The sequence below is a fragment of the Yoonia sp. BS5-3 genome (assembly GCF_038069655.2).
GTDB classification, from domain to species: Bacteria; Pseudomonadota; Alphaproteobacteria; order Rhodobacterales; family Rhodobacteraceae; genus Yoonia; species Yoonia phaeophyticola.
On record NZ_CP150951.2, the window covers coordinates 1952634 to 1973172 of the forward strand.

General features: G+C 56.3%; 18 protein-coding genes. 8 read left to right on the forward strand and 10 right to left on the reverse strand.

Features of this window, described 5'->3' with window-relative positions; genetic code table 11:
- The first annotated feature begins 124 nt into the window (after positions 1-124).
- The 8 genes from tolB to folD all read left to right on the forward strand — a co-directional run bounded on the left by tolB (position 125) and on the right by folD (position 9679).
- A complete protein-coding gene (gene tolB / locus AABB29_RS09800; protein ID WP_341367095.1) occupies positions 125-1441 on the forward strand; it encodes a Tol-Pal system beta propeller repeat protein TolB in 1317 nt (438 codons plus the stop codon).
- A gap of 76 nt (positions 1442-1517) precedes the next feature.
- Positions 1518-2045: a peptidoglycan-associated lipoprotein Pal gene (gene pal, locus AABB29_RS09805; RefSeq protein WP_341367094.1), complete on the forward strand. Its 528-nt coding sequence runs from the start codon at positions 1518-1520 to the stop codon at positions 2043-2045.
- Positions 2046-2069: 24 nt separating this feature from the next.
- On the forward strand, positions 2070-2885 hold the full coding sequence (ybgF, locus tag AABB29_RS09810) for a tol-pal system protein YbgF (RefSeq protein ID WP_341367093.1): 816 nt from the start codon (positions 2070-2072) through the stop codon (positions 2883-2885).
- A complete protein-coding gene (gene tilS / locus AABB29_RS09815) occupies positions 2876-4141 on the forward strand; it encodes a tRNA lysidine(34) synthetase TilS (protein ID WP_373636479.1) in 1266 nt (421 codons plus the stop codon). Before ybgF ends, tilS begins: the two co-directional genes overlap by 10 nt.
- Before the next feature lie 104 nt (positions 4142-4245).
- Positions 4246-6144: an ATP-dependent zinc metalloprotease FtsH gene (gene ftsH, locus AABB29_RS09820; protein ID WP_341369107.1), complete on the forward strand. Its 1899-nt coding sequence runs from the start codon at positions 4246-4248 to the stop codon at positions 6142-6144.
- A 155-nt stretch (positions 6145-6299) separates the two neighbouring features.
- On the forward strand, positions 6300-6878 hold the full coding sequence (locus AABB29_RS09825) for an MOSC domain-containing protein (protein WP_341367089.1): 579 nt from the start codon (positions 6300-6302) through the stop codon (positions 6876-6878).
- A gap of 144 nt (positions 6879-7022) precedes the next feature.
- A complete protein-coding gene (locus AABB29_RS09830) occupies positions 7023-8699 on the forward strand; it encodes a formate--tetrahydrofolate ligase (RefSeq protein WP_341367088.1) in 1677 nt (558 codons plus the stop codon).
- 80 nt (positions 8700-8779) lie between these two features.
- Positions 8780-9679 (forward strand): bifunctional methylenetetrahydrofolate dehydrogenase/methenyltetrahydrofolate cyclohydrolase FolD, encoded by a 900-nt coding sequence (gene folD, locus AABB29_RS09835; RefSeq protein ID WP_341367087.1) that lies wholly within the window; start codon positions 8780-8782, stop codon positions 9677-9679.
- Here the strand turns inward: folD and pdeM are convergent.
- From pdeM to AABB29_RS09885, 10 genes are all read right to left on the reverse strand, one after another.
- The gene (gene pdeM / locus AABB29_RS09840) at positions 9676-10341 is read right to left on the reverse strand and encodes a ligase-associated DNA damage response endonuclease PdeM (protein ID WP_341367086.1); all 666 of its coding nucleotides are present in this window, start codon (positions 10339-10341) and stop codon (positions 9676-9678) included. The two genes, folD and pdeM, sit on opposite strands and share 4 nt — an antisense overlap.
- A 39-nt stretch (positions 10342-10380) precedes the next feature.
- A complete protein-coding gene (locus tag AABB29_RS09845; protein WP_373636480.1) occupies positions 10381-12786 on the reverse strand; it encodes a ligase-associated DNA damage response DEXH box helicase in 2406 nt (801 codons plus the stop codon).
- A gap of 30 nt (positions 12787-12816) precedes the next feature.
- A complete protein-coding gene (locus AABB29_RS09850) occupies positions 12817-13614 on the reverse strand; it encodes an NAD(P)-binding domain-containing protein (protein ID WP_341367085.1) in 798 nt (265 codons plus the stop codon).
- A gap of 72 nt (positions 13615-13686) precedes the next feature.
- Positions 13687-14997 (reverse strand): ATPase, encoded by a 1311-nt coding sequence (locus AABB29_RS09855; RefSeq protein WP_341367084.1) that lies wholly within the window; start codon positions 14995-14997, stop codon positions 13687-13689.
- 125 nt (positions 14998-15122) lie between these two features.
- The gene (locus tag AABB29_RS09860) at positions 15123-15644 is read right to left on the reverse strand and encodes a prepilin peptidase (RefSeq protein WP_341367083.1); all 522 of its coding nucleotides are present in this window, start codon (positions 15642-15644) and stop codon (positions 15123-15125) included.
- Positions 15645-15653: 9 nt separating this feature from the next.
- Positions 15654-16517, reverse strand: a complete 864-nt coding sequence (locus AABB29_RS09865; RefSeq protein WP_341367082.1) for a tetratricopeptide repeat protein — start codon at positions 16515-16517, stop codon at positions 15654-15656.
- A 27-nt stretch (positions 16518-16544) separates the two neighbouring features.
- The gene (locus AABB29_RS09870) at positions 16545-17111 is read right to left on the reverse strand and encodes a tetratricopeptide repeat protein (RefSeq protein ID WP_341367081.1); all 567 of its coding nucleotides are present in this window, start codon (positions 17109-17111) and stop codon (positions 16545-16547) included.
- A gap of 13 nt (positions 17112-17124) precedes the next feature.
- Positions 17125-18084, reverse strand: a complete 960-nt coding sequence (locus AABB29_RS09875; RefSeq protein ID WP_341367080.1) for a type II secretion system F family protein — start codon at positions 18082-18084, stop codon at positions 17125-17127.
- Between the two features lie 12 nt (positions 18085-18096).
- Complete coding sequence (locus AABB29_RS09880) at positions 18097-19062, reverse strand: type II secretion system F family protein (protein ID WP_341367079.1); 966 nt, start codon at positions 19060-19062, stop codon at positions 18097-18099.
- Between the two features lie 5 nt (positions 19063-19067).
- Positions 19068-20528 carry a CpaF family protein gene (locus tag AABB29_RS09885; RefSeq protein WP_373636481.1) on the reverse strand — a complete coding sequence of 487 codons (1461 nt, stop codon included), beginning with the start codon at positions 20526-20528 and terminating at the stop codon, positions 19068-19070.
- Positions 20529-20539: the final 11 nt, after the last annotated feature.

Sequence of the window (20539 nt, forward strand, 5' to 3'; positions counted from 1 at the left end):
GGGTCAAATTTGATTGTGGTCGGCAAAGACACGCGCAGGTGAGGTGAAATGAGAAATCCTCCCTGTTATAAAGGAAAGAGAGCACGTTTCGGGACAGAACCCGGACAGGCGGAGTGAGGCGAAAATGATGAAACGTATTTTGGCAGTCTTGTTGGTTTTGGTACTAGCTGTACCGGCCATGGCGCAAAACGGTCCCTTGCGGCTGACGATCACCGATGGTGTGATCGAACCCATCACCTTTGCGGTCCCTAATTTCGAGGCTGAGAATGCGCAGGCCCAGCAGGTGGCGTCGGACCTGTCCCGTCTTGTGGTCCAGGATCTGGCTGGCACTGGCCTGTTCCGCGAGGTGCCCTCAACGGCCTTCATTTCGCAGATCAGCTCATTCGCGCAGCCTGTCGCCTTTGCCGATTGGCGCGCGGTGAATGCACAGGCTTTGATTGTTGGCGCTGTCACTGTGAGCGGTCAGCAATTGGTCGTGAAGTTCCGCCTTTATGACGTGTTCTCGGGCCAGGAGCTGGGCGATGGTTTGCAGTTTGCCGGCACTGTCGCGGGCTGGCGTCGGATGGGTCACAAGGTGGCCGATGCCGTCTACAGCCGTATCACCGGCGAGGGCGGCTATTTTGACAGCCGCGTCGTCTTTGTGTCTGAAAGTGGCCCCAAGGATAACCGTCTGAAGCGCTTGGCCATCATGGACTATGACGGCGCAAACCTGCAATTTCTGACCGATAGCAGTGCCATCGTCCTGGCCCCGCGCTTTTCGCCCAATGGTGACCGGGTCCTATATACCAGCTTTGAGAGCGGCTTCCCCCGGATCAATGTGCTGAATGTCGCCAATGTGGGCCGTCAGCAATTGCAGACTGCCCCGGGTGATATGGCCTTCAGCCCCCGCTTTTCCCGCGATGGTCGATCAGTGATCTACAGCCTGTCCAATGGCGGCAATACCGATATCTATCGCACCGATCTGAATTCTGGCCAGCATGTGCGCCTGACCTCGGCCCCATCGATTGAGACCGCGCCCAGCCTGTCCCCCGATGGCAGCCAGATCGTTTTTGAAAGCGACCGGTCCGGCACACAGCAGCTTTATATCATGTCTGCCAATGGTGGTGAGGCCCGTCGCATTTCCTTTGGCGAGGGCCGTTATGGCACCCCCGTCTGGTCCCCGCGCGGCGACCTTGTTGCCTTTACCAAACAAAATGCGGGCCGGTTCCATATTGGCGTGATGCGCACCGATGGGTCAGAAGAGCGTTTGCTGACAGCATCGTTTCTGGATGAGGGCCCGACATGGTCCCCCAATGGCCGGGTGATCATGTTCAGTCGCGAAACCCAAGGCGCGGGCGGGACATCAACCATGTATTCGGTTGATATCTCGGGGCGTAACCTGAAGGCTGTACCGGTTCAGGGCGGTGCCTCTGACCCTTCATGGGGTCCGTTGCAACCGTAATGATGTGTGATTCCCTCAAACAAGAACCCGTGCTATAGTCGGGTCAAATGAGCAGATAAAAACAGGAAACAAACCTATGAACATCTTTAAAAAGGCGGCGGTTGCCCTTTTGATTCTGGCCACAGCGGCCTGTACCAACCCTGACCGTTTTGGCGGCGGTGCTGGCGGCGCGGATGGCGCGGCGGGTGCTGCAGGCCTGAATGGCGCAGCTGCCGGATCAGCCGGTGATCCAGCAAGCCCTCTTTATTTCAACCAGACTATTGGTGACCGCGTTCTCTTTGTCGTTGATTCCTCGACGATTTCTGATCAGGGCAAGACAATTCTTGATGGTCAGGCCCAATGGCTTTTGGCCAATGCCGATTATCGCGCTGTCATCGAAGGCCACGCCGATGAGCAGGGCACACGCGAATATAACCTGGCCTTGGGCAATCGCCGCGCCAATGCCGTGCGCGAATATCTGGTGTCACGCGGCGTGCCAGCCGCCCGTTTGCAGACCACCAGCTTTGGCAAGGAACGCCCGATCGAAGTTTGTTCGAACGAAAGTTGCTATGCCAAGAACCGCCGGGCTGTTACGGTACTTTCATTCTCGGCTATCACAAGCTGATCTTGAACAAAGGAAACACCGCCTATGCACCGTCTAGCCCTTGTCTGCGCCCTGTTGATGGCCCCTTTGCCCAGCATCGCGCAGGAGGAAACCCTTGCCGATATTCGCCAGCAGCTGACCGTTCTATACGTTGACGTCCAGCGCCTGCGCCGCGAGTTATCGACAACAGGAGGGCTGAATTCCGGTGTGACTGGCAGTACCCCATTGGATCGGCTGAACGCGATTGAAGCGGAATTGCAGCGTCTGACTTCAAAATCAGAAGAGCTTGAGTTTCGCGTCAATCGTATCACCGTGGATGGCACCAACCGCATTGGCGACCTGGAGTTTCGCCTTTGCGAGCTTGAGGCCAATTGCGACATCAGTCAGCTTGGCGAAACCCCATCCCTTGGTGGCGGCGATCTGACCACTGGCGTTCCGGCGGTTGCCCCTCCTGCGACCACTGGCGGCCCATCCGTCGCCATTGGCGAGCAAAGCGATATCGAGCGGGCGCAGGAGGCGCTCGCTGCCGGTGACTTTCGTGGGGCTGCGGACCAGCTTGCGGCCTTTAGCCAGACCTACCCGGGTAGCCCGCTAGCCGCCGATGCCAGCTATTTGCGCGGCGAGGCCCTGGAAGGTCTTGGCGATATGACAGATGCCGCCCGTGCCTATCTCGAAGCGTTTTCAGGTGATCCGACAGGCCCCAAGGCCCCAGATGCTTTGTTCAAGCTTGGCACGTCCCTTGGCGCTATTGGCCAGACCCAGGATGCTTGCCTGACTTTGGCTGAAGTGAATGTCCGCTTTCCCGGCAATCCCGCTGTGGCGGATGCGCAGTTTGCGATGCAAAACCTGGGATGCCAGTAACGGGCACGCCCCCTTCCGACCCAGATGATGCGCCATTGCTGCAAGTTGCCTGCGATGCGTTTTCCCCTGATTTGCCGCCCAAAATTGCCGTTGCCGTTTCTGGCGGCGGCGATTCAATGGCGCTGTTGCATCTGTATCTGCGGCTTGCCCGGGCCCAGAATACACAAATTGCAGCGGTCACCGTCGATCATGGATTACGCCCTGAAGCTGCCGATGAGGCCGCCATGGTGGCCCGGTTCTGCGCCCGGCATGACATTTCACACACTATCTTGAAATGGGATGGGTGGGACCGGACCGGCAATCTGATGGCTGCTGCCCGCGCTGCCCGTTACCGTTTGATTGCTGGCTGGGCTGCATCGCAGAGCATAGCAGATGTTGTGCTTGGCCATACCCTAGATGATCTGGCCGAAACCTTTCTGATGCGCTTGGCCCGGAAATCCGGCCCCGCTGGTCTTGCTGCTATGGATACGCGTTTTATCCGTCATGGCATTACCTGGACCCGCCCCCTGGCTGCGCAGTCCCGTGCCGACTTGCGTGCCTATCTGCGCCGCCATGACATTGCATGGGCCGATGATCCCACGAATGAAGATGACCGTTTCGACCGTATTCGCGCCCGCAACGCGTTGGACGTGCTGGCCCCTTTGGGGGTCACTGTTCCGGTCCTTGGGGCCGTGAGCGCCGCGATGGGACAGGCGAGTGATGCTTTGCATCATTACGCCCGCATCGAATCGCGCCGTTATGTTGTGCAGGATCGCTGTGATCTTGTCCTGCGTTTGGGACTGACCGGTCCGCTACCGACCGAAATCAAACGCAGGCTTTGGGCCGCTGCGATCCAATGGGTGAATGGCGCGGACTATCCCCCCCGGCAGGCCGCCTTTGCGGATGTGATTGATGGTCTAACAACCGATGGCGCGCGCACAGTGGCTGGCTGTTTGATTACCCGCAAAGGCGATGACTGGCGTGTCGCCCGCGAATTGCAGGCCGTCCAAGGACAGAGCTGTGCAACAACAGATCTATGGGACAGCCGTTGGCAGATGGATGGCCCCCATGCCCCCGCATTGCAGGTGCGCCCGTTGGGCGAGGGGATACGCGATTGCCCTGATTGGCGGGACGCCGGGTTGCCGCGTGCGTCATTGATGGCGACCCCTGCCATCTGGCGTGATCAGGCGTTAATTTCGGCCCCGATGGCCGGATTATCGGCAGGATGGACAGCGCAGATTATCGCGGATTTTCATTCATCGGCGTTTGCGCATTGAAGATTAAGGTTTTGCCTCTATTTTAGAGGAAACGCTTGTGATGCGACTCTGTCGTTCCACTTCCCCATTTCAAAGGAGTCTTCCCCTTGGGCAACGCGCGTAACATGGTTTTTTGGGTGATCCTGTTTGTCATGGTTCTGGCCCTTTTCAACCTTTTCAGCAGCGCACCGGGCGCGGCAAACTCGCAAGAGCGCAGCTATTCCGAATTTGTGGATGCTGTGGAAGGCGGTGATGTCACCAGTGTCACGATCGATGGCGAGAACGTCCGTTACATCGAGGGTGGCCGCAATTATTTCACCATCCGCCCTGAGGATGCCGAAATCACCGAGTTGTTGATTGGCGCTGATGTACCCGTTGATGTCGTGAGCCAAGAGACCTCGTTCTTCCAAAGCTTCTTGCTGAGCATTCTGCCCTTCCTGCTGCTGATCGGCGTGTGGATCTATTTCATGAACCGGATGCAAGGCGGCGGTAAAGGCGGGGCTATGGGCTTTGGTAAATCCCGTGCCAAGCTGCTGACGGAAAAGCATGGCCGCGTGACATTTGATGATGTGGCTGGGATTGATGAGGCCAAGGAAGAGCTGGAAGAGATCGTTGAATTCCTGAGAAACCCCCAGAAATTCAGCCGCTTAGGCGGTAAAATCCCAAAAGGCGCCTTGCTTGTTGGTCCTCCGGGTACTGGTAAAACTTTGCTGGCCCGTGCCATCGCGGGCGAGGCGGGTGTGCCGTTCTTCACCATTTCAGGCTCTGACTTTGTTGAGATGTTTGTCGGTGTCGGCGCCAGCCGTGTCCGCGATATGTTCGAGCAGGCCAAGAAGAACGCCCCATGTATCGTGTTTATCGATGAGATCGATGCCGTCGGCCGGTCCCGTGGTGCAGGCTATGGTGGCGGCAATGATGAGCGCGAGCAGACCTTGAACCAATTGCTGGTCGAGATGGATGGTTTTGAAGCCAATGAAGGCGTGATCATCGTGGCCGCAACGAACCGCCGTGATGTGTTGGACCCCGCCCTGTTGCGTCCCGGCCGTTTTGACCGTCAGGTCACCGTGTCGAACCCCGATATCAAAGGCCGTGAAAAGATCCTTGGCGTGCATGCCCGCAAGATCCCGCTTGGTCCTGATGTGGATCTGCGCGTGATTGCACGCGGAACGCCGGGTTTTTCCGGTGCCGAGCTGGCCAATCTGGTCAATGAGGCCGCGTTGACGGCGGCCCGTATTGGGCGCCGGTTTGTCACTGGCGCGGATTTCGATTCGGCGCGTGACAAAGTGCTGATGGGGCCAGAGAAACGATCGATGGTCATGTCTGATGACGAAAAGTCGATGACGGCCTATCATGAGGCTGGCCATGCTTTGTTGGCGTTGAAATTGCCGAAACATGATCCGGTTCATAAGGCAACAATCATTCCGCGCGGCCAGGCGCTGGGCATGGTGATGCCGCTGCCTGAAAGTGATCGATTGAGCTGGCACAAGGATGAGCTGGAGCAGAAGATTGCCATGGCGATGGCGGGTAAAGCTGCCGAAATCCATAAATTTGGTGCTGAATCCGTATCAGGCGGTGCGGCCAGTGATATTCAGCAAGCCAGTCAGATGGCCCGGACAATGGTTATGCGGCTTGGGATGTCTTCCGCCGTAGGCAATATCGACTATGGCGAGGCTGCTGAAGGCTATCAGGGCAATACGACAGGTCTGTCCGTTTCGGCCAAAACCAAAGAAACCATCGAAAACGAGGTGAAGCGCATCATTGACGAGGGCTTTGATCTGGCGCTGGAAACGATCGAGAAAAACGAAGTTGAGTTTGAGCGTATCGCCCAAGGTCTACTGGAATATGAGACACTCAGTGGCGATCAGTTGAAACGCGTCATGAATGGTGACACGCCGGACCCTGATGATGGCGATGATGAGCCATCAGATAAGGGTGGGATGCCATCGGTTACCGCGATCCCGAAAACAAAGCCGAAGAAGCCCCGCGCATCTGATGGCGGGATGGAGCCGGAACCTTCCGCATAGTTCGACAAAACACCGCCCCGCTGGGCGGTGTTTTCGTATTCAGTGTCGGTGCAAAGTGACGGATGCGCGAAGACCACAGTTTGCAATACTGTGAATCCGGTTTGAAGCGATCGCGCTGATCCGTTAGCAAGGGGTTGAGATAATAGGAGTGCCCCATGCCAGCATTGACCCCCACGCAAATCATTGGAGAAGTCGCCTGGATCGGGCGTGTTGCGGATCGCGACGCCTCGTTGAAATCAGAGGCTTTGGAAGCTGCTGAATTGACCTATGCGGGGATTGCAGGCGAGGTGCATGGCGGTGTCACCCGCCCATCTTGCAGCCGCGTGGTCGGCCAATATCCAAAAGGCACCGAAATTCGCAATGTGCGCCAGCTATCTGTCGTATCGGCTGAGGAGCTCGCCGAGATTGCAGAGGCTTGCGGGCTCGCGGCCTTGGATCCTGCATTGATCGGCGCATCGATGGTGATCAAGGGTATTCCTGACTTCAGCCATTTGCCGCCATCCTCACGTCTGCAGTTTCCAGATGGATCTGCCCTCGTGATTGATATGCAGAACCGGCCCTGCCATTTGCCAGCCAAGCCCATCAATGCGGATCATCCGGGAGCGGGTGATAAGTTTAAAGCGGCCGCCAAGGGACGCCGCGGCGTGACGGCGTGGGTTGAGCGCCAGGGCAATGTGCAGGTTGGCGATGCGGTGCGCCTTCATGTGCCCGACCAACGCGCATGGCAGCCATAGGTTTCCAATCCGAAACGCGGCGCTACATTCTCGCCGATTCCAATGCTGAAAATGTCGCAATCGCGGTGCATTTGCTGGCATCCCCCCGCTAGAAGCGACATGGACCACATGCGGCATTCGCCCCGAGGATCAGGGAAATCTTCAATGGAATACAAGTCGGATATCGAGATCGCGCGCGCAGCCCAAAAGCGGCCTATTCAAGAAATTGGCGCAAAGCTGGGTATCGAAAGCGATGATTTGCTGCCCTATGGTCATGATAAGGCCAAAGTGAGCCAACGCCTGATTGATTCCGTACAAGACCGGCCTGATGGCAAGCTGATCCTGGTGACGGCTATCAATCCGACCCCTGCGGGCGAGGGCAAGACCACCACGACTGTGGGTCTGGGCGATGGGCTGAATGCGATTGGCAAGAAGGCGGCGATTTGTATTCGCGAAGCCTCGCTCGGGCCGTGTTTTGGCATGAAGGGTGGGGCTGCCGGTGGCGGCTATGCCCAAGTGGTGCCGATGGAGGATATGAACCTGCATTTCACAGGTGATTTCCATGCGATTACCTCGGCCCATAACCTGCTTTCGGCGATGATTGATAACCATATTTACTGGGGCAACGCGCTTGAGATCGATATCCGCCGTATCACCTGGCGCCGCGTCCTGGATATGAATGACCGCGCTTTGCGCCAGATCACCACATCCCTAGGCGGTGTGGCCAATGGGTTCCCGCGTGAGGCAGGTTTTGACATTACAGTTGCCTCTGAGGTCATGGCGATCCTGTGCCTGGCCCGTAATCTGGAAGATCTGCAGAAACGGCTGGGCGATATTATTGTGGCCTATCGGCGCGACCGTTCGCCCGTTTACTGCCGCGATGTCAAGGCAGATGGAGCGATGACCGTTTTGTTGAAAGACGCGATGCAACCGAACCTGGTGCAGACGCTTGAGAATAATCCGGCCTTTGTACATGGCGGCCCCTTTGCCAATATCGCGCATGGCTGCAATTCGGTGACGGCTACGACGACCGCCCTGAAACTTGCCGATTATGTGGTGACTGAGGCCGGCTTTGGTGCTGATCTGGGTGCCGAGAAGTTCATGAATATCAAGTGCCGCAAAGCGGGGCTGGCCCCTGCTTGTGTTGTGGTTGTTGCCACGGTCCGTGCGATGAAGATGAATGGCGGCGTGGCCAAGGCTGATTTGGGTGCCGAGAATGTTGATGCCGTGAATGCAGGCTGCGCCAATCTGGGCCGCCATATCGAGAACGTCAAAAGTTTCGGTGTGCCTGTTGTTGTCGCCATCAATCATTTTGTCACGGATACCGATGCCGAAGTCGCTGCTGTCAAAGCCTATGTTGTGACCCAAGGCGCCGAGGCGATTTTGTGCAAGCATTGGGCGGAAGGATCAAAAGGGACCATCGATCTGGCGACCCGTGTTGCTGCGATTGCCGATGCGGGTGAAGGTGACTTTGCCCCGATTTATCCTGATGAGATGGGTCTTTTCGAGAAGATTGAGACCATTGCCAAACGCATTTACCGCGCTGACGATGTGGTTGTGGATGCCAAGATCCGCGACCAGTTGAAGCAATGGGAAGACCAAGGGTATGGCGATTTGCCGGTTTGCATGGCCAAGACCCAGTATAGTTTCACGACGGATCCCAGCCAGCGCGGTGCCCCGACCGGCCATTCGGTCCCTGTGCGTGAAGTGCGCTTAAGTGCCGGTGCTGGGTTTGTCGTCGCCATTTGCGGGGAGATCATGACGATGCCCGGTCTGCCCCGCGTACCCTCGGCTGAGCAGATCATGCTGAATGATGCCGGGCAGATTGAAGGTTTGTTCTAAATCGGGTGGGGCGCCGCTCGTCCCGGATCAGGTCCGGGACATCGCCCCGCCCACCCTCCCGCTTTTTTGGAAAGATGAAAATGACTGCAACAGTGATTGATGGAAAAGCCTTTGCCGCAGGTCTGCGCGATCAGATTGCGGCGCATGTCGCCCGCCTGAAGCAAGACCATGATGTGACGCCGGGGCTAGCTGTAATCCTTGTCGGCGATGACCCGGCAAGCGACGTCTATGTCAGTCACAAACATAAAGCGACCGTTGCTGTCGGGATGGAATCCTTTGAGTATCGTCTGCCCGCGGACACGACTGAGGCTGCGCTATTCGAACTGATCGATAAGCTGAACGCGGATCCGGCGGTTCATGGTATCCTATGTCAGTTTCCGGTGCCTGATCATTTGGATGAACGCCGCACCGTTGCCCGTATTGACCCGGGCAAGGATGTCGACGGTCTGAGCGTCACAAATGCCGGCCTGTTATCGACCGGTGGTCCGGCTTTGGTCAGCTGTACGCCGCTTGGTTGTCTGATGCTGCTGCGCGATCAGATTGGCGATATGACCGGGAAGAATGCGGTTGTGATTGGACGCTCCAACCTGTTTGGCAAACCCATGGCGCAGCTGTTGTTGCAGGCCAATTGCACCGTGACCATTGCCCATTCCCGCACGCAGAATATCGAAGCGCTGTGTCGCGGCGCGGATATCCTTGTTGCGGCTGTCGGCCGTGCTGAGATGGTCCAGGGTGACTGGGTGAAGCCGGGCGCTGTTGTCATTGACGTGGGCATTACCCGCGTTGCCCATCCTGAAAAAGAGGGCAAGACCAAGTTGCTGGGCGATGTGCATTTCCAATCGGCTGCCGATGTCGCGGGCGCGATCACGCCGGTTCCGGGCGGTGTGGGGCCGATGACCATTGCGTGCCTTTTGGCCAATACTGTCACGGCCTGCTGTCGTGCCCATGGGCTGGATGCGCCGGAGGGTCTGACGGCTTAACTTGCCCGCTGCGGGAATTTCCTAAGTGGTGTGGCCACCGCTTTATGCCCGGTCAGAACAGCGATCGCGTTTTTGTCGAATAACTGGTCCAATACGGGCGCATCGCTGGAAAGCCCGCCTGTATAGGCCCCATATGCCGGTAGCACCACGCGGGCTTTGTCATAGATAAAGGCTGGCCTGCTGCGCCCCGTCACACGGTGCTTTGGATGATAGTGGCCTGACACTTCGCCGCTTTGCGCCGTCGCAATATGCCGAAAACATAACGTCCCGACGGTGAGTTCGGCCAAATGCGTCCCGCCGAGATCAACCGGCCCGGGATCATGGTTTCCCTCGATCCAGATCCATTCTCGTCCCGCTTGCAGACCCGTCAGAAGTAACCGCATGTCATCATGCAGGCTGTCGATGGCTTGCAGATCATCAAAACTATCGCCGATGCAGATCACCATTTTGGGGCTGATCGCATGGACATCGCTCTGCAGTTTTTCCAGCGTCTGGCGCACCTCATAAGGCGGTAGCATCACCCCGCTGCGCCGTGCGATCCGATCCGATTTGCCAAGATGCAGGTCTGAGACGCAGAGCAGCCCATGGGCTGGTAGAAAAAGCGCGCCGGATGGCAGCGCCCTGCATTGCGTGTCTGCAAGAGTGAAATCATGCTCGTTCATGGTCTGTTCTTTGCTTCATTCTACGTGCTCTGGCAAGGATCAAAGCGTCGCGACCCCCGCACTTTCCATCAATTGGGCTGCCGCCTCTTCAAGCAGCCGGTCCTGGGCAGCGCCAGCAACAGGGATTTTCCCGACCTCAAGGAACAGTGGTGCGGCAAGCGGTGTGACACGGTCCAACACCACATGATCGACGCGCCCTGCCGTGCGCGCCAGCATTTCCTCAATCCGGCCGAAATCGACAAGGCCGCGCAGCGCCTCTTCCCGGGTGATTTGCAGCATCAGATGGTCAGGATCATATTTTGACAGCGTGTCATAAAGGATATCGCTGGAGAATGTCGCCTGCCTGCCGGTTTTGCGGTTTTGCGGCAGGTTCCGTTCGATCAGACCGGCGATGGTTGCGGCGCCCCGAAAGGTCTTTTTCATCACTGCGTTGCCGGACAGCCAGGTTTCAAAATCAGCCCGCAGATTGCTGGCGTCAAAAAGCGGTGCGGGATCGGTCACAAGGTCGAGCCCCCAGATCAGCGTTGCATAGTCTGTGGCGACAAAGCCAAGCGGGTTCAGATCCAGCTCTTCCATCCGCTGCGTCAGAAGCATGCCCAGCGTTTGCATGGCGTTGCGCCCGGCAAACCCATAGGCGCAAAGATGTTGCCGCCCGTCATGGGGGAAGCTTTCAACGAGTATGCGGTCAGCCTCGGGCAGTTTGGACTTGCTGCGTTGTAGACTTAGCCATTCGGCCGTGTGCGTAGGCAGGCCGGGCCAATCATCTTGTGCGAACATGCCCAAAATGCGCTGGGACAGCTGCGTGGAATTGGCAAATTTCGTTCCCATGAACGTGGCGATCTTGGGTTTTTTGTCGCCCTGCCGCGACACTTGAACGGTCATTTCCTTGAGATTTTCATAGCGCACGACCTGGCCGCCAATCAGGAATGTATCGCCTGGGGTGAGTGTGGCGGCAAAGGCCTCTTCGACCTCGCCCAAGGGTTTGAAATTGCCCTTGAGCCTGACTTTGAGCGTGTCGCTATCCTGGATCGTGCCGATATTCATGCGGATGCGTTGCGCGGCCCGCGGGTCGCGCAATTGCCACCCCCCGTCGGGTGTTTCCTGTAGCCGTTTCCATTTATCATAGGCTCGCAGCGCGTAGCCCCCCGTGGCGCAAAATGTGAGGCAGTCGTCAAAGGCCGCCCGCGTCAGGTCACGATATGCGCCAACGGATGTGATTTCTTGATAAAGCGCATCGGCGTGGAATGGCCCGCTGCAGGCCGTGATCAGGATATGTTGGCACAATACGTCCCGCGGCCCGGCCCCTTTGGGATCGCCATCAAGCGCGTGAGCTTTCACCGCTTCGAGCGCAGCGACACATTCAACGACCTCAAACCGGTTTGCAGGCACCAGCAATGCCTTGGACGGCGCATTATAACGGTGGTTGGCCCGCCCGATCCGCTGCACCAGACGTTTGACGTTTTTCGGCGCGCCAACCTGAATGACCAGATCGACATCACCCCAATCTATCCCAAGATCGAGCGAACCTGTGCAGACAATGGCCCGCAATTCACCGGCGACCATGGCAGCCTCGACCCGCTCACGTTGTTCGCGTGCCAGGCTGCCATGATGGATGCCGATGGGCAGATCATCGCTATTGGCCAGCCAAAGATTATGAAAGAAAATCTCGGCCTGGGCGCGTGTGTTGTGAAAGATCAACGTGGTTTTGTGTTTCTTTACTTCGTCCAAGACCGCCGGGATCGCATAGGCCGCACCGCCCCCTGTCCAAGGCGGTTTTTCATCGGTTACCAGCATTGCGATATCCGGATCGGGCCCGGGATCGGCGTGGATAATCGGGCAGGGCATCGGATGGGCGGCCAGCTCACTTGCGATGGCTTGCGGGTCTTCGACTGTGGCGGAAAGTCCGACGCGGCGTAGACCTGGCGCGAGCGTTTGCAACCGGCTGAGCGCCAGCATCAGCTGATCGCCCCGTTTGCTTTCGCTGAGCGCGTGGATTTCATCAATGATGACCCGCTGCAGCCCCTGAAACATGCGCGGCGCGTCCTCATAACTGATCAGTAGCGCCAGCGATTCCGGGGTAGTCAGCAGGATATGCGGCGGGTCCGCCCGTTGTCTGCGTTTTTGCGTGTAAGACGTGTCGCCCGTCCGGTCTTCGATCCGGATGGGCAGGTTCATTTCATCGACGGGGTTACGCAGGTTGCGTTTGATATCGGCAGCGAGCGCTTTGAGCGGCGAGACATAAAGCGTGTGCAACCCCTGATGCGTCCCATCTGCCAGCTCGGCCAGCGAAGGCAGAAAACCAGCGAGCGTTTTGCCCCCCCCTGTGGGCGCGATCAACATCAGTGCGGGCGCACCAGCCTGATCAAGCATCGCTTGTTGATGCGGATGAATATCCCAGCCCCGCTGGTTGAACCAATCCTCAAATTTTTGGGGCAGGGCGATCATGCGCTTAACCTGCTCTGCCTTTGCGATGGGTCAAGACCCATCTTTCGGTTTGTTGCGCGGTTTGAGATTGCGAATGGTTGTTTGTACGGCCTTGGGCAGGGTGGCATCCTTGCCGCCGGCCAGATCAAGGGCTGCCTCAACATCTTTGACCAGGATGCCGATCGTATTGTCTGCCGCATAGCCGTCCCGCGCAAATTCGATGCTGTCAAAACCAGAGGCGAGCCAGTTTTGCCCCGAGGCGCTGTTGATCAGGTTCAGCAACTTGTCCTCGGCAACCCCCGCCGCATCTGCCCAATCAAGCACCAGCCGTGTCATGGCGGTATTGGAGGCCGCCAGCAGGTTATTCAAAACCTTGGCTGTCATCCCTGCGCCATAGTCGCCCATATTGTAAATCTCTTCCCCCATGGCCTGAAGCAGGGGCATGATCGGCGCGGTGTTTCCGCCCGTCATAAAAGTTAGCGTTCCTGCATCGGCTTTGACTTGTGCCCCGGACATAGGCGCATCGATCAGGGCGATATGGGCCGGTATCCTATCACGCAAACCGATCACATAACTTGGCGGCAGGGTCGAGCTGATCACGACGGTTTTTAGATCAGTGGCCCGCCGCACCACCGCTTGATCAGCAAGCAAAAGCGCGTCGGTTTCCGCTGTGTCACGTACGACGCTGATCAATGTGGTCAGCCCATCACAAAAACTGTCGATATCTGTGCCGGCGCCATCAACCTTACGAACATCAAAGCCGCGCGCATCATGTCCGGCGCGCCGCAGATTAGCGAGCATACCCGCCCCCATTCGTCCGCAGCCAGCGACCCCAATTGCGTCTTTCATAGATGCCCCCAAACAAAAAGCTTCCCGCCAGACTAGGGGGAAGCTTTTGATTTTGGAACCGAAGGGAAGGGGTTAGTGAATAATCTCTTCTTCCTTCACGAACATGTTCGCCCAGGCCCGGTCTATCAGGTCTGGCGACATCTGGTAGGGGATACCCTCGAATTCGCAGATCGAAATCATCTGGTCGATCAGGAAGATCGGTTGATAGTTTGCGTAGACATTGTCGATTTCCGGGTAGCGCACGTTCAGAAGATGCACGAGCGTTTCTTCGTCCAATGGCATTTTCCGTTTCCGCGCAACCATTGCAAAGATTTTCAGGAAGTCTTCCTGATTTGGCCCGTCGATCTTGATCTTGTAGAAGATCCGGCGCAAAGCCGCCTTATCGAAGATCGCATTCGGGTGGAAGTTGGTTGAGAAGACCACAAGCGTATCGAAGGGTACTTCGAATTTCTCACCTGATTGCAGGGCCAAAATATCCTTGTTTTCTTCCAGCGGAACAATCCAACGGTTCACAAGGGTTTGGGGTGGTTCGGCCTGACGTCCAAGGTCGTCCACGATGAAGATGCCGCCGGTCGATTTCAGCTGCAAAGGCGCCTGATAGGTCCGGGCCGTTGGGTTATAGACAAGGTCGAGCATCGAAAGCGACAATTCACCACCGGTGATCACTGTTGGCCGTTCACAGCGCACATAGCGCGTATCAAACCGCCCGGATGTCCGGCGCAGGCTGTTGGGATCGTCCACGTCATCCTCTGCCGCACTGTGCACGATCGGGTCATAGACGGTGATCACCTGACCGGAATATTCGATGGCGCGTGGTACATAGATCTTATCACCCAGCGCATCCCGAATCCCGTTCGAGATGGATGATTTACCATTCCCCGGAGGGCCGTACATCAGGATTGAGCGACCGGCGCTTACCGCAGGGCCCAAATTTGACAGAAGATCATCAGGCAAAACCAGATGCCCCATGGCGGTGGTCAATTGGTCGCGCGTGATTTGGATGTTCCGGATCGACTGCCGCTGAATCTGTTCACGATAGATCGAAAGCGGCACTGGCATCGCGCCGTAATATTCAGATTGACCCAACGCATCCAGCGCACGCGCGCGTCCCGCATCGGTCAATTGGTAGCCCATTTCATTGCCGCTATTGGCGTTCAACGTACCTGTCGCCTCTAGCAGGCGCTGCTCGCGGGCCATGTCGACCAGTTCTTGCGTGACTGGGATGGGCAAGCAAATTGCGCGGCTGATGGTCGAGACCAGATCAAGGTTCATCCGGAACATCGTCTTGATCAAAATATCCCGCATCATCGCCATTGGCAGCAACATACCTTCAAGGGTACGCGGTGCCGGCGGTGCCATTACACTGGAAGTTTGGACATTCATATCGATCCCACCCATCAATCACGGACAAGTGCCGCAAAAGCATGCGGCGTTGTGGTTAAGATTACAGCCTATTATGGCTAAATAGTGAATAAAGATGTTCGGCTCTGAGGCAATGCTATTTCTGCTCAGCGGTAAACCGCCACCGCGATGAGGTAGAACAAAAGCGTCATACTGAGCACCAGGCCTTTGGGAAAAGCGTGGTTCAGCCCGAAAATACCGCCCCTAAGATGTTCTGAACGTGCCTCCCAGCTTTTCCAATCGGGCGCCAATTTATGTAACGACGTGTAACGGAAAATGCCGTGCATAGTTAACCCGGCCAAGGCGCAGGCCACAAATAATTGCGCGATAGAATATAGGTCACTCACGACAACATAAGGGGCCATCACGGCCAGCATTTTGGCGTCGCCGCCGCCCATCAGCCGTAGTGACCACAGCGCCATGCCGATAATCAAAACGAAGGGAAAGTGCAGGAACTGCCAGAAATAGGTACGCAGCCCAAAGGCAAAAGGGCCGAGCACGATAAACACAATTAGCAACACCAACATAGACTGGTTGGTGATTTTCATGGAACGCATATCGTTCCATGAAATATACATTGCCAAAGGAATGACAGCGGGAAGAAACCAATATGCCGTCGCCGCTGTCATATCTAAACCTTAGTTAACTGCGTTATTTTCAAGTGCTTCAAGCGCGCGGACTGCGGGCTCAAAATACTGTGGATGAGTTTCGATCGCTTCGGCCAAAAGTGATTTGCCGATCGACACGTCATTCTGCTTAATCGCCGCCAGCGCCATCGTGTGCAGCAACTGCGCCCGCTCGACCTGGGTCATTGGGACGACCGGCAGGGCATATTGGCGCTGTGCGCCGCGTGCCAGAACAAGGTTATTCTTAGCGGTGAACAGATCATCATCAAAACGGAGTGCGTCAATGAACAACCGCTCCGCCCCCGCATAATCGCCCCGGGTCAGTTTAGAGTAGCCCCAGTTGTTATAGACGGATGCGGGACGCGTCGTCAGACCAACGGCTGTCTCGTAAAAGCTATCAGCCTTGTCCCATTGTTCGCGACTATCTGCCACCATGGCTTCGAGCCGGTAGCGTTTGAACGTTTCGTACGTGGGTGGAATAGTGTTCAGGGTGGTGGCCGCTTCGTCCCAGCTGTTGTTCCGAATATAAGCGTCTGCCAACTCAACACTGTCCTCATTGCTGGACTCAGGATGGTTGATCACGGTTTGCCATGCTGGGATGGCTTCTTGCGGGCGGTTGGCCCGAACAAGTGATTTCGCCAGTCCGCGTTGTAGCTCAATCCGTCCTGGGTCATTGGCATTGGCATTGTTAAAGTATGCGACGGCTTCATTTGCGTCGCCAACAGTTAACATGATGTCGTTGAGATTGTTTTCGTCAACAACATTCAGATCTTGCAAAGCCCGTTCGACTTCTGCCTGACCGTCGGTTGCTGGAGGGGAACATGCGGACAGACCGAGGGTTGCCGCACAAAGCGTCATAAAGATTGGGTGGCGCATGTTTCTGCGTCCTTTTGCTGCTCTTGCCTATAATGGTTCTTCCGACATGAGTATAAAGTCGCCTGTACCCCGCCGGATCAGATTGAAGTTCTGATTTTCTTGTAGCCCAGTATCGCCCGGATTTTCCAATTTTGCGAGCGCTAAGCGCAAATTATCGCGAATTTCGTCCGAATTCCCGTTATCTGCGGCAAAAGCACGACGGAAAACCTCGCTTGCTTCGGCGATTTGGCCCCTTTCCATCAAAATAACACCCAAGTTATTCCAAGCTGGTGGGAAAAGCGGATCCTCTTCGACCGCGCGGCGCATCCAACGTTCAGCTTGCCCAAGGCGCCCAAGCCGCAGATTTGCGGAACCAATGGCTGACAGCGTGTCCACATTGAAGCCTTGCTGCGCGGCCGCACGGTTATAGGCTTTGAGCGCCAATTCATACTCACCGGCGGCCATTAAGCGGTGGCCGACGGTGAGACCGTCAACATTGCTGGGCCCAGATACGCCAGGGGCAAAGACACCATCCGCCGAACGGTTAAGGCCGCCTGATGAGCAGGCGGCCAGTAGTACAAATATGAGGCCCAGGCTGACCCGCTTGATTGGCATTTCGAGGCGAACCTTATGTGAGGTTGACGACAATCGCGTGGATGGAAGGCCCAATCAGAATGGCCATCAAGGGCGGAACCGTCAACATCATCGTCGCCAAAGTCATCTTTGTCGGCAATTTGTTTGCCGCTTCTTCGGCACGCATCACACGTTTGTCGCGCATCTCGGCCGAGTATACCCGCAGGGCGTCGGCAATAGAGGTACCAAATTGCTGGGACTGGACCAAAACCGTCACGAAGCTGGTGATATCTTGCACACCGCACCGATCGGACATGTCCTTTAGGACGCTCGTTTTGTCCTTACCGGCTTTTGCTTCCTGGCTTACAATCTCGAATTCTTCGGCAAGGTCCGGGAAGCCGGCGCGCATTTCCGCCGAGACCCGCAAAATCGCCTGATCAAGAGATTGGCCCGCTTCAACGCAAACCAGCATCATATCAAGACAATCAGGGAAAGCGTTTGTGATTTCTTTTTGCCGGGTCGCCAGTCGCCGTGCCACCCAGTATTTTGGCAAGACATAGCCGATCGCGCCGGGAACGCCGATCATGAGGATCAGTTGCTGCGTGCCTACTGTCACCTGCGAAGCCTGAATCATCGCGTAGATTGTGCCCGCCACGAGGCCAAAAATGCCCAGTGCGAACTGAATAAAGTTATAAATACGCACGGCATTCTGGCTGCGATAGCCAGCCTGCATCAGCTTGAGTTTCGCCGCCGAGAACTCTTCTTCGTTTTGGGGCTCAAGGAAGTTGGAGTACTTTTCCAACTTATCCTTGCTGCTGGCAGAGCGCAGCTTTTCGCCTTTGGCGTTCTTGCTTGATACAGTGTTGCCAGCTCTTAGCTTATCAAGCGGATCTTCCTCACGTTTCAGCAGGACTGGCAATGTGAGCAGGATCAGGAAAACACCAAGCAATCCGACGATGATAAGCGGGCCGAAGGGGCCAAGTGCGTCACTGATCGCTGTTTGAATAGCTTCCATTGAGAGGCCTCCTTAGACTTTGATGTTTACGAGCGCGCGCATGACAATCAGGTTGAGAACCAGGAATGCGGCAATGACGAAACATGCAGGGATGAAAAGTGGGCTTTCCATCACTTCGTCAAAATAGTCTGGCTTCACCAAGGTAATCAGCACCAGTGCGATAATTGGGAAAGCCGATAGCAGGTTGCCGGACCATTTTGCCTCAGCCGTGATCGCTTGAACCCGCCGGAACAGCCGAAAACGGGCCCGGATCACTTTGGCCAAGCCATCAAGAATTTCGGCAAGGTTACCACCTGAAGTCTGCTGAATCGTCACGGCCACAGCCAGGAAGCGCAAATCCTGATTGTCCAGACGCTCAGCCATTGCCTTGAGGCTTTCTCCGATATCCCGACCATAGGCGGCCTCATCGGAAATCATACCCATTTCGGTGCCAAGCGGATCAGCCACCTCACGCGCAACAATTGCAACCGCATTCGAAAACGGGTGACCGACGCGCAATGAACGGACCATAAGCTCAACTGCTTCGGGCAGCTGTTCACCCAGCATTGCCATACGTTTGCCCGCTTTACGTGCAACCCAGACATAGACACCGCCGACCCCCATGAGGACCGCGACAACGATCCTGACGGCCAGCGCAACATCTGTCAGCACTGAAAGCAGGCCGAATGCAGCGACGCTTACCACACCCATCACAATCACAAGCTGAGAAGGCGTGAATGCGATATTGGCCAGCTGCGCTTTGTTCGCAAGCATCGAGTAAACCGGGATGCTTTGCGACTTCATGTGTTGGGTCATCTCCTTGCGGAGTTGTTCCAGCACCTGTTCACGGTTGCCGCCCTTGTCCAGCATGTCCAGACGGCGGTTAACCTTACCGTCCATGCTGATGGATTTACCAAAAATGACCAGATACACACCCTGAACCAGGGCGAGAACCGCCACAAAGATCAGGATGTAGATAATCGGTTCGGCAGAAATCATTGAGGTTACTCCGCAACCATGGGTTCAAAGATAGCAGGTGGCAAATCGTAACCCCAGAGCTTGAACCGTTCAGAGAAGTGGCTGCGCACACCTGTTGCCGTAAAGTGGCCAATGATTTTGTTGTCAGGTGTTAGGCCGACGCGCTGGTAGCGGAAAATCTCTTGCATCGAGATAACGTCACCTTCCATCCCCGTGATCTCGGTGATCGAGACCATCCGGCGTGAGCCGTCCTGCAGACGCGACGCCTGCACAATCAAGTTCACAGCAGACGCAATCTGGCTACGCATCGCTTTGATCGGCATTTCGATCCCGGCCATCGCAATCATGTTTTCCAAACGGGATACACCATCGCGGGCAGAGTTGGCGTGGATCGTGGTCATGGACCCGTCGTGGCCGGTGTTCATGGCCTGCAACATGTCGATAACCTCTTCACCGCGGGTTTCCCCCACGATGATCCGGTCAGGGCGCATACGCAGGGCGTTTTTCAGACAGTCGCGCTGTGATACGCCGCCTTTGCCTTCCACGTTAGGTGGACGGCTTTCCATCCGGCCTACATGGGTCTGCTGCAGCTGAAGTTCCGCTGTATCCTCGATCGTCAGGATACGCTCGGCATCATCGATAAAACCGGACAGCGCGTTCAGGGTTGTTGTTTTACCAGAACCGGTACCGCCTGAAACGATCACGTTAAGGCGGGTTGAGACGGCAGCCTGAAGATACGCGGCCATTTCTTCGGTGAAGGCACCGAATTTTACCAGTTCTTCGATGCCCAGCTTATCCTGTTTAAACTTACGAATCGAGACGAGCGACCCGTCCACCGCAATTGGTGGGACCATTGCGTTGAAACGCGAACCGTCGGCAAGACGGGCGTCAACATAAGGATTGGATTCGTCCACACGCCGACCAACCGCAGAAACGATCTTATCGATAATCCGCAGCAGGTGTTTTTCGTCCTTAAAGGTAATGTCTGTCAGTTCTAGACGGCCATCACGTTCGACAAAAATCTGTTGTGGGCCATTGACCAGAATATCGTTGACAGAAGGGTCTTTCAGCAAAGTTTCGAGCGGCCCAAGACCTGTTACCTCAAAGAAAAGATCCTGGCTGAGCGACTGACGTTCCTCGCGGTTGAGCACGATGCCCATATCCTCAAGGCTTTCATTCGCAATCGCGTTGATCTCTGTCCGTAATTCTTGTTCGGATGCAGTTTCAAGCGCAGCCAGGTTCAAGTTGTCGAGCAGAGATTTGTGCAATTCCAGCTTGATTTCCTGCAACCGCTCTTTGCGCTTGCGCTCTTTGTCCATCGGCCCAACGCTGGCGGGGCTCTTGGCTGGCATCGCCCGCATCAGCGGGGCCTTTTTTTCCTCAGCTGCCGGCGTCGTGGCCGGCACTGGGGCGACGTTTATCTTTGGCGTACCTGGCGCAGGTGCTGGGGCTGTCGGTGCGGACGGCTTTTTGTATTTTGAAAACATAAACTTACCTC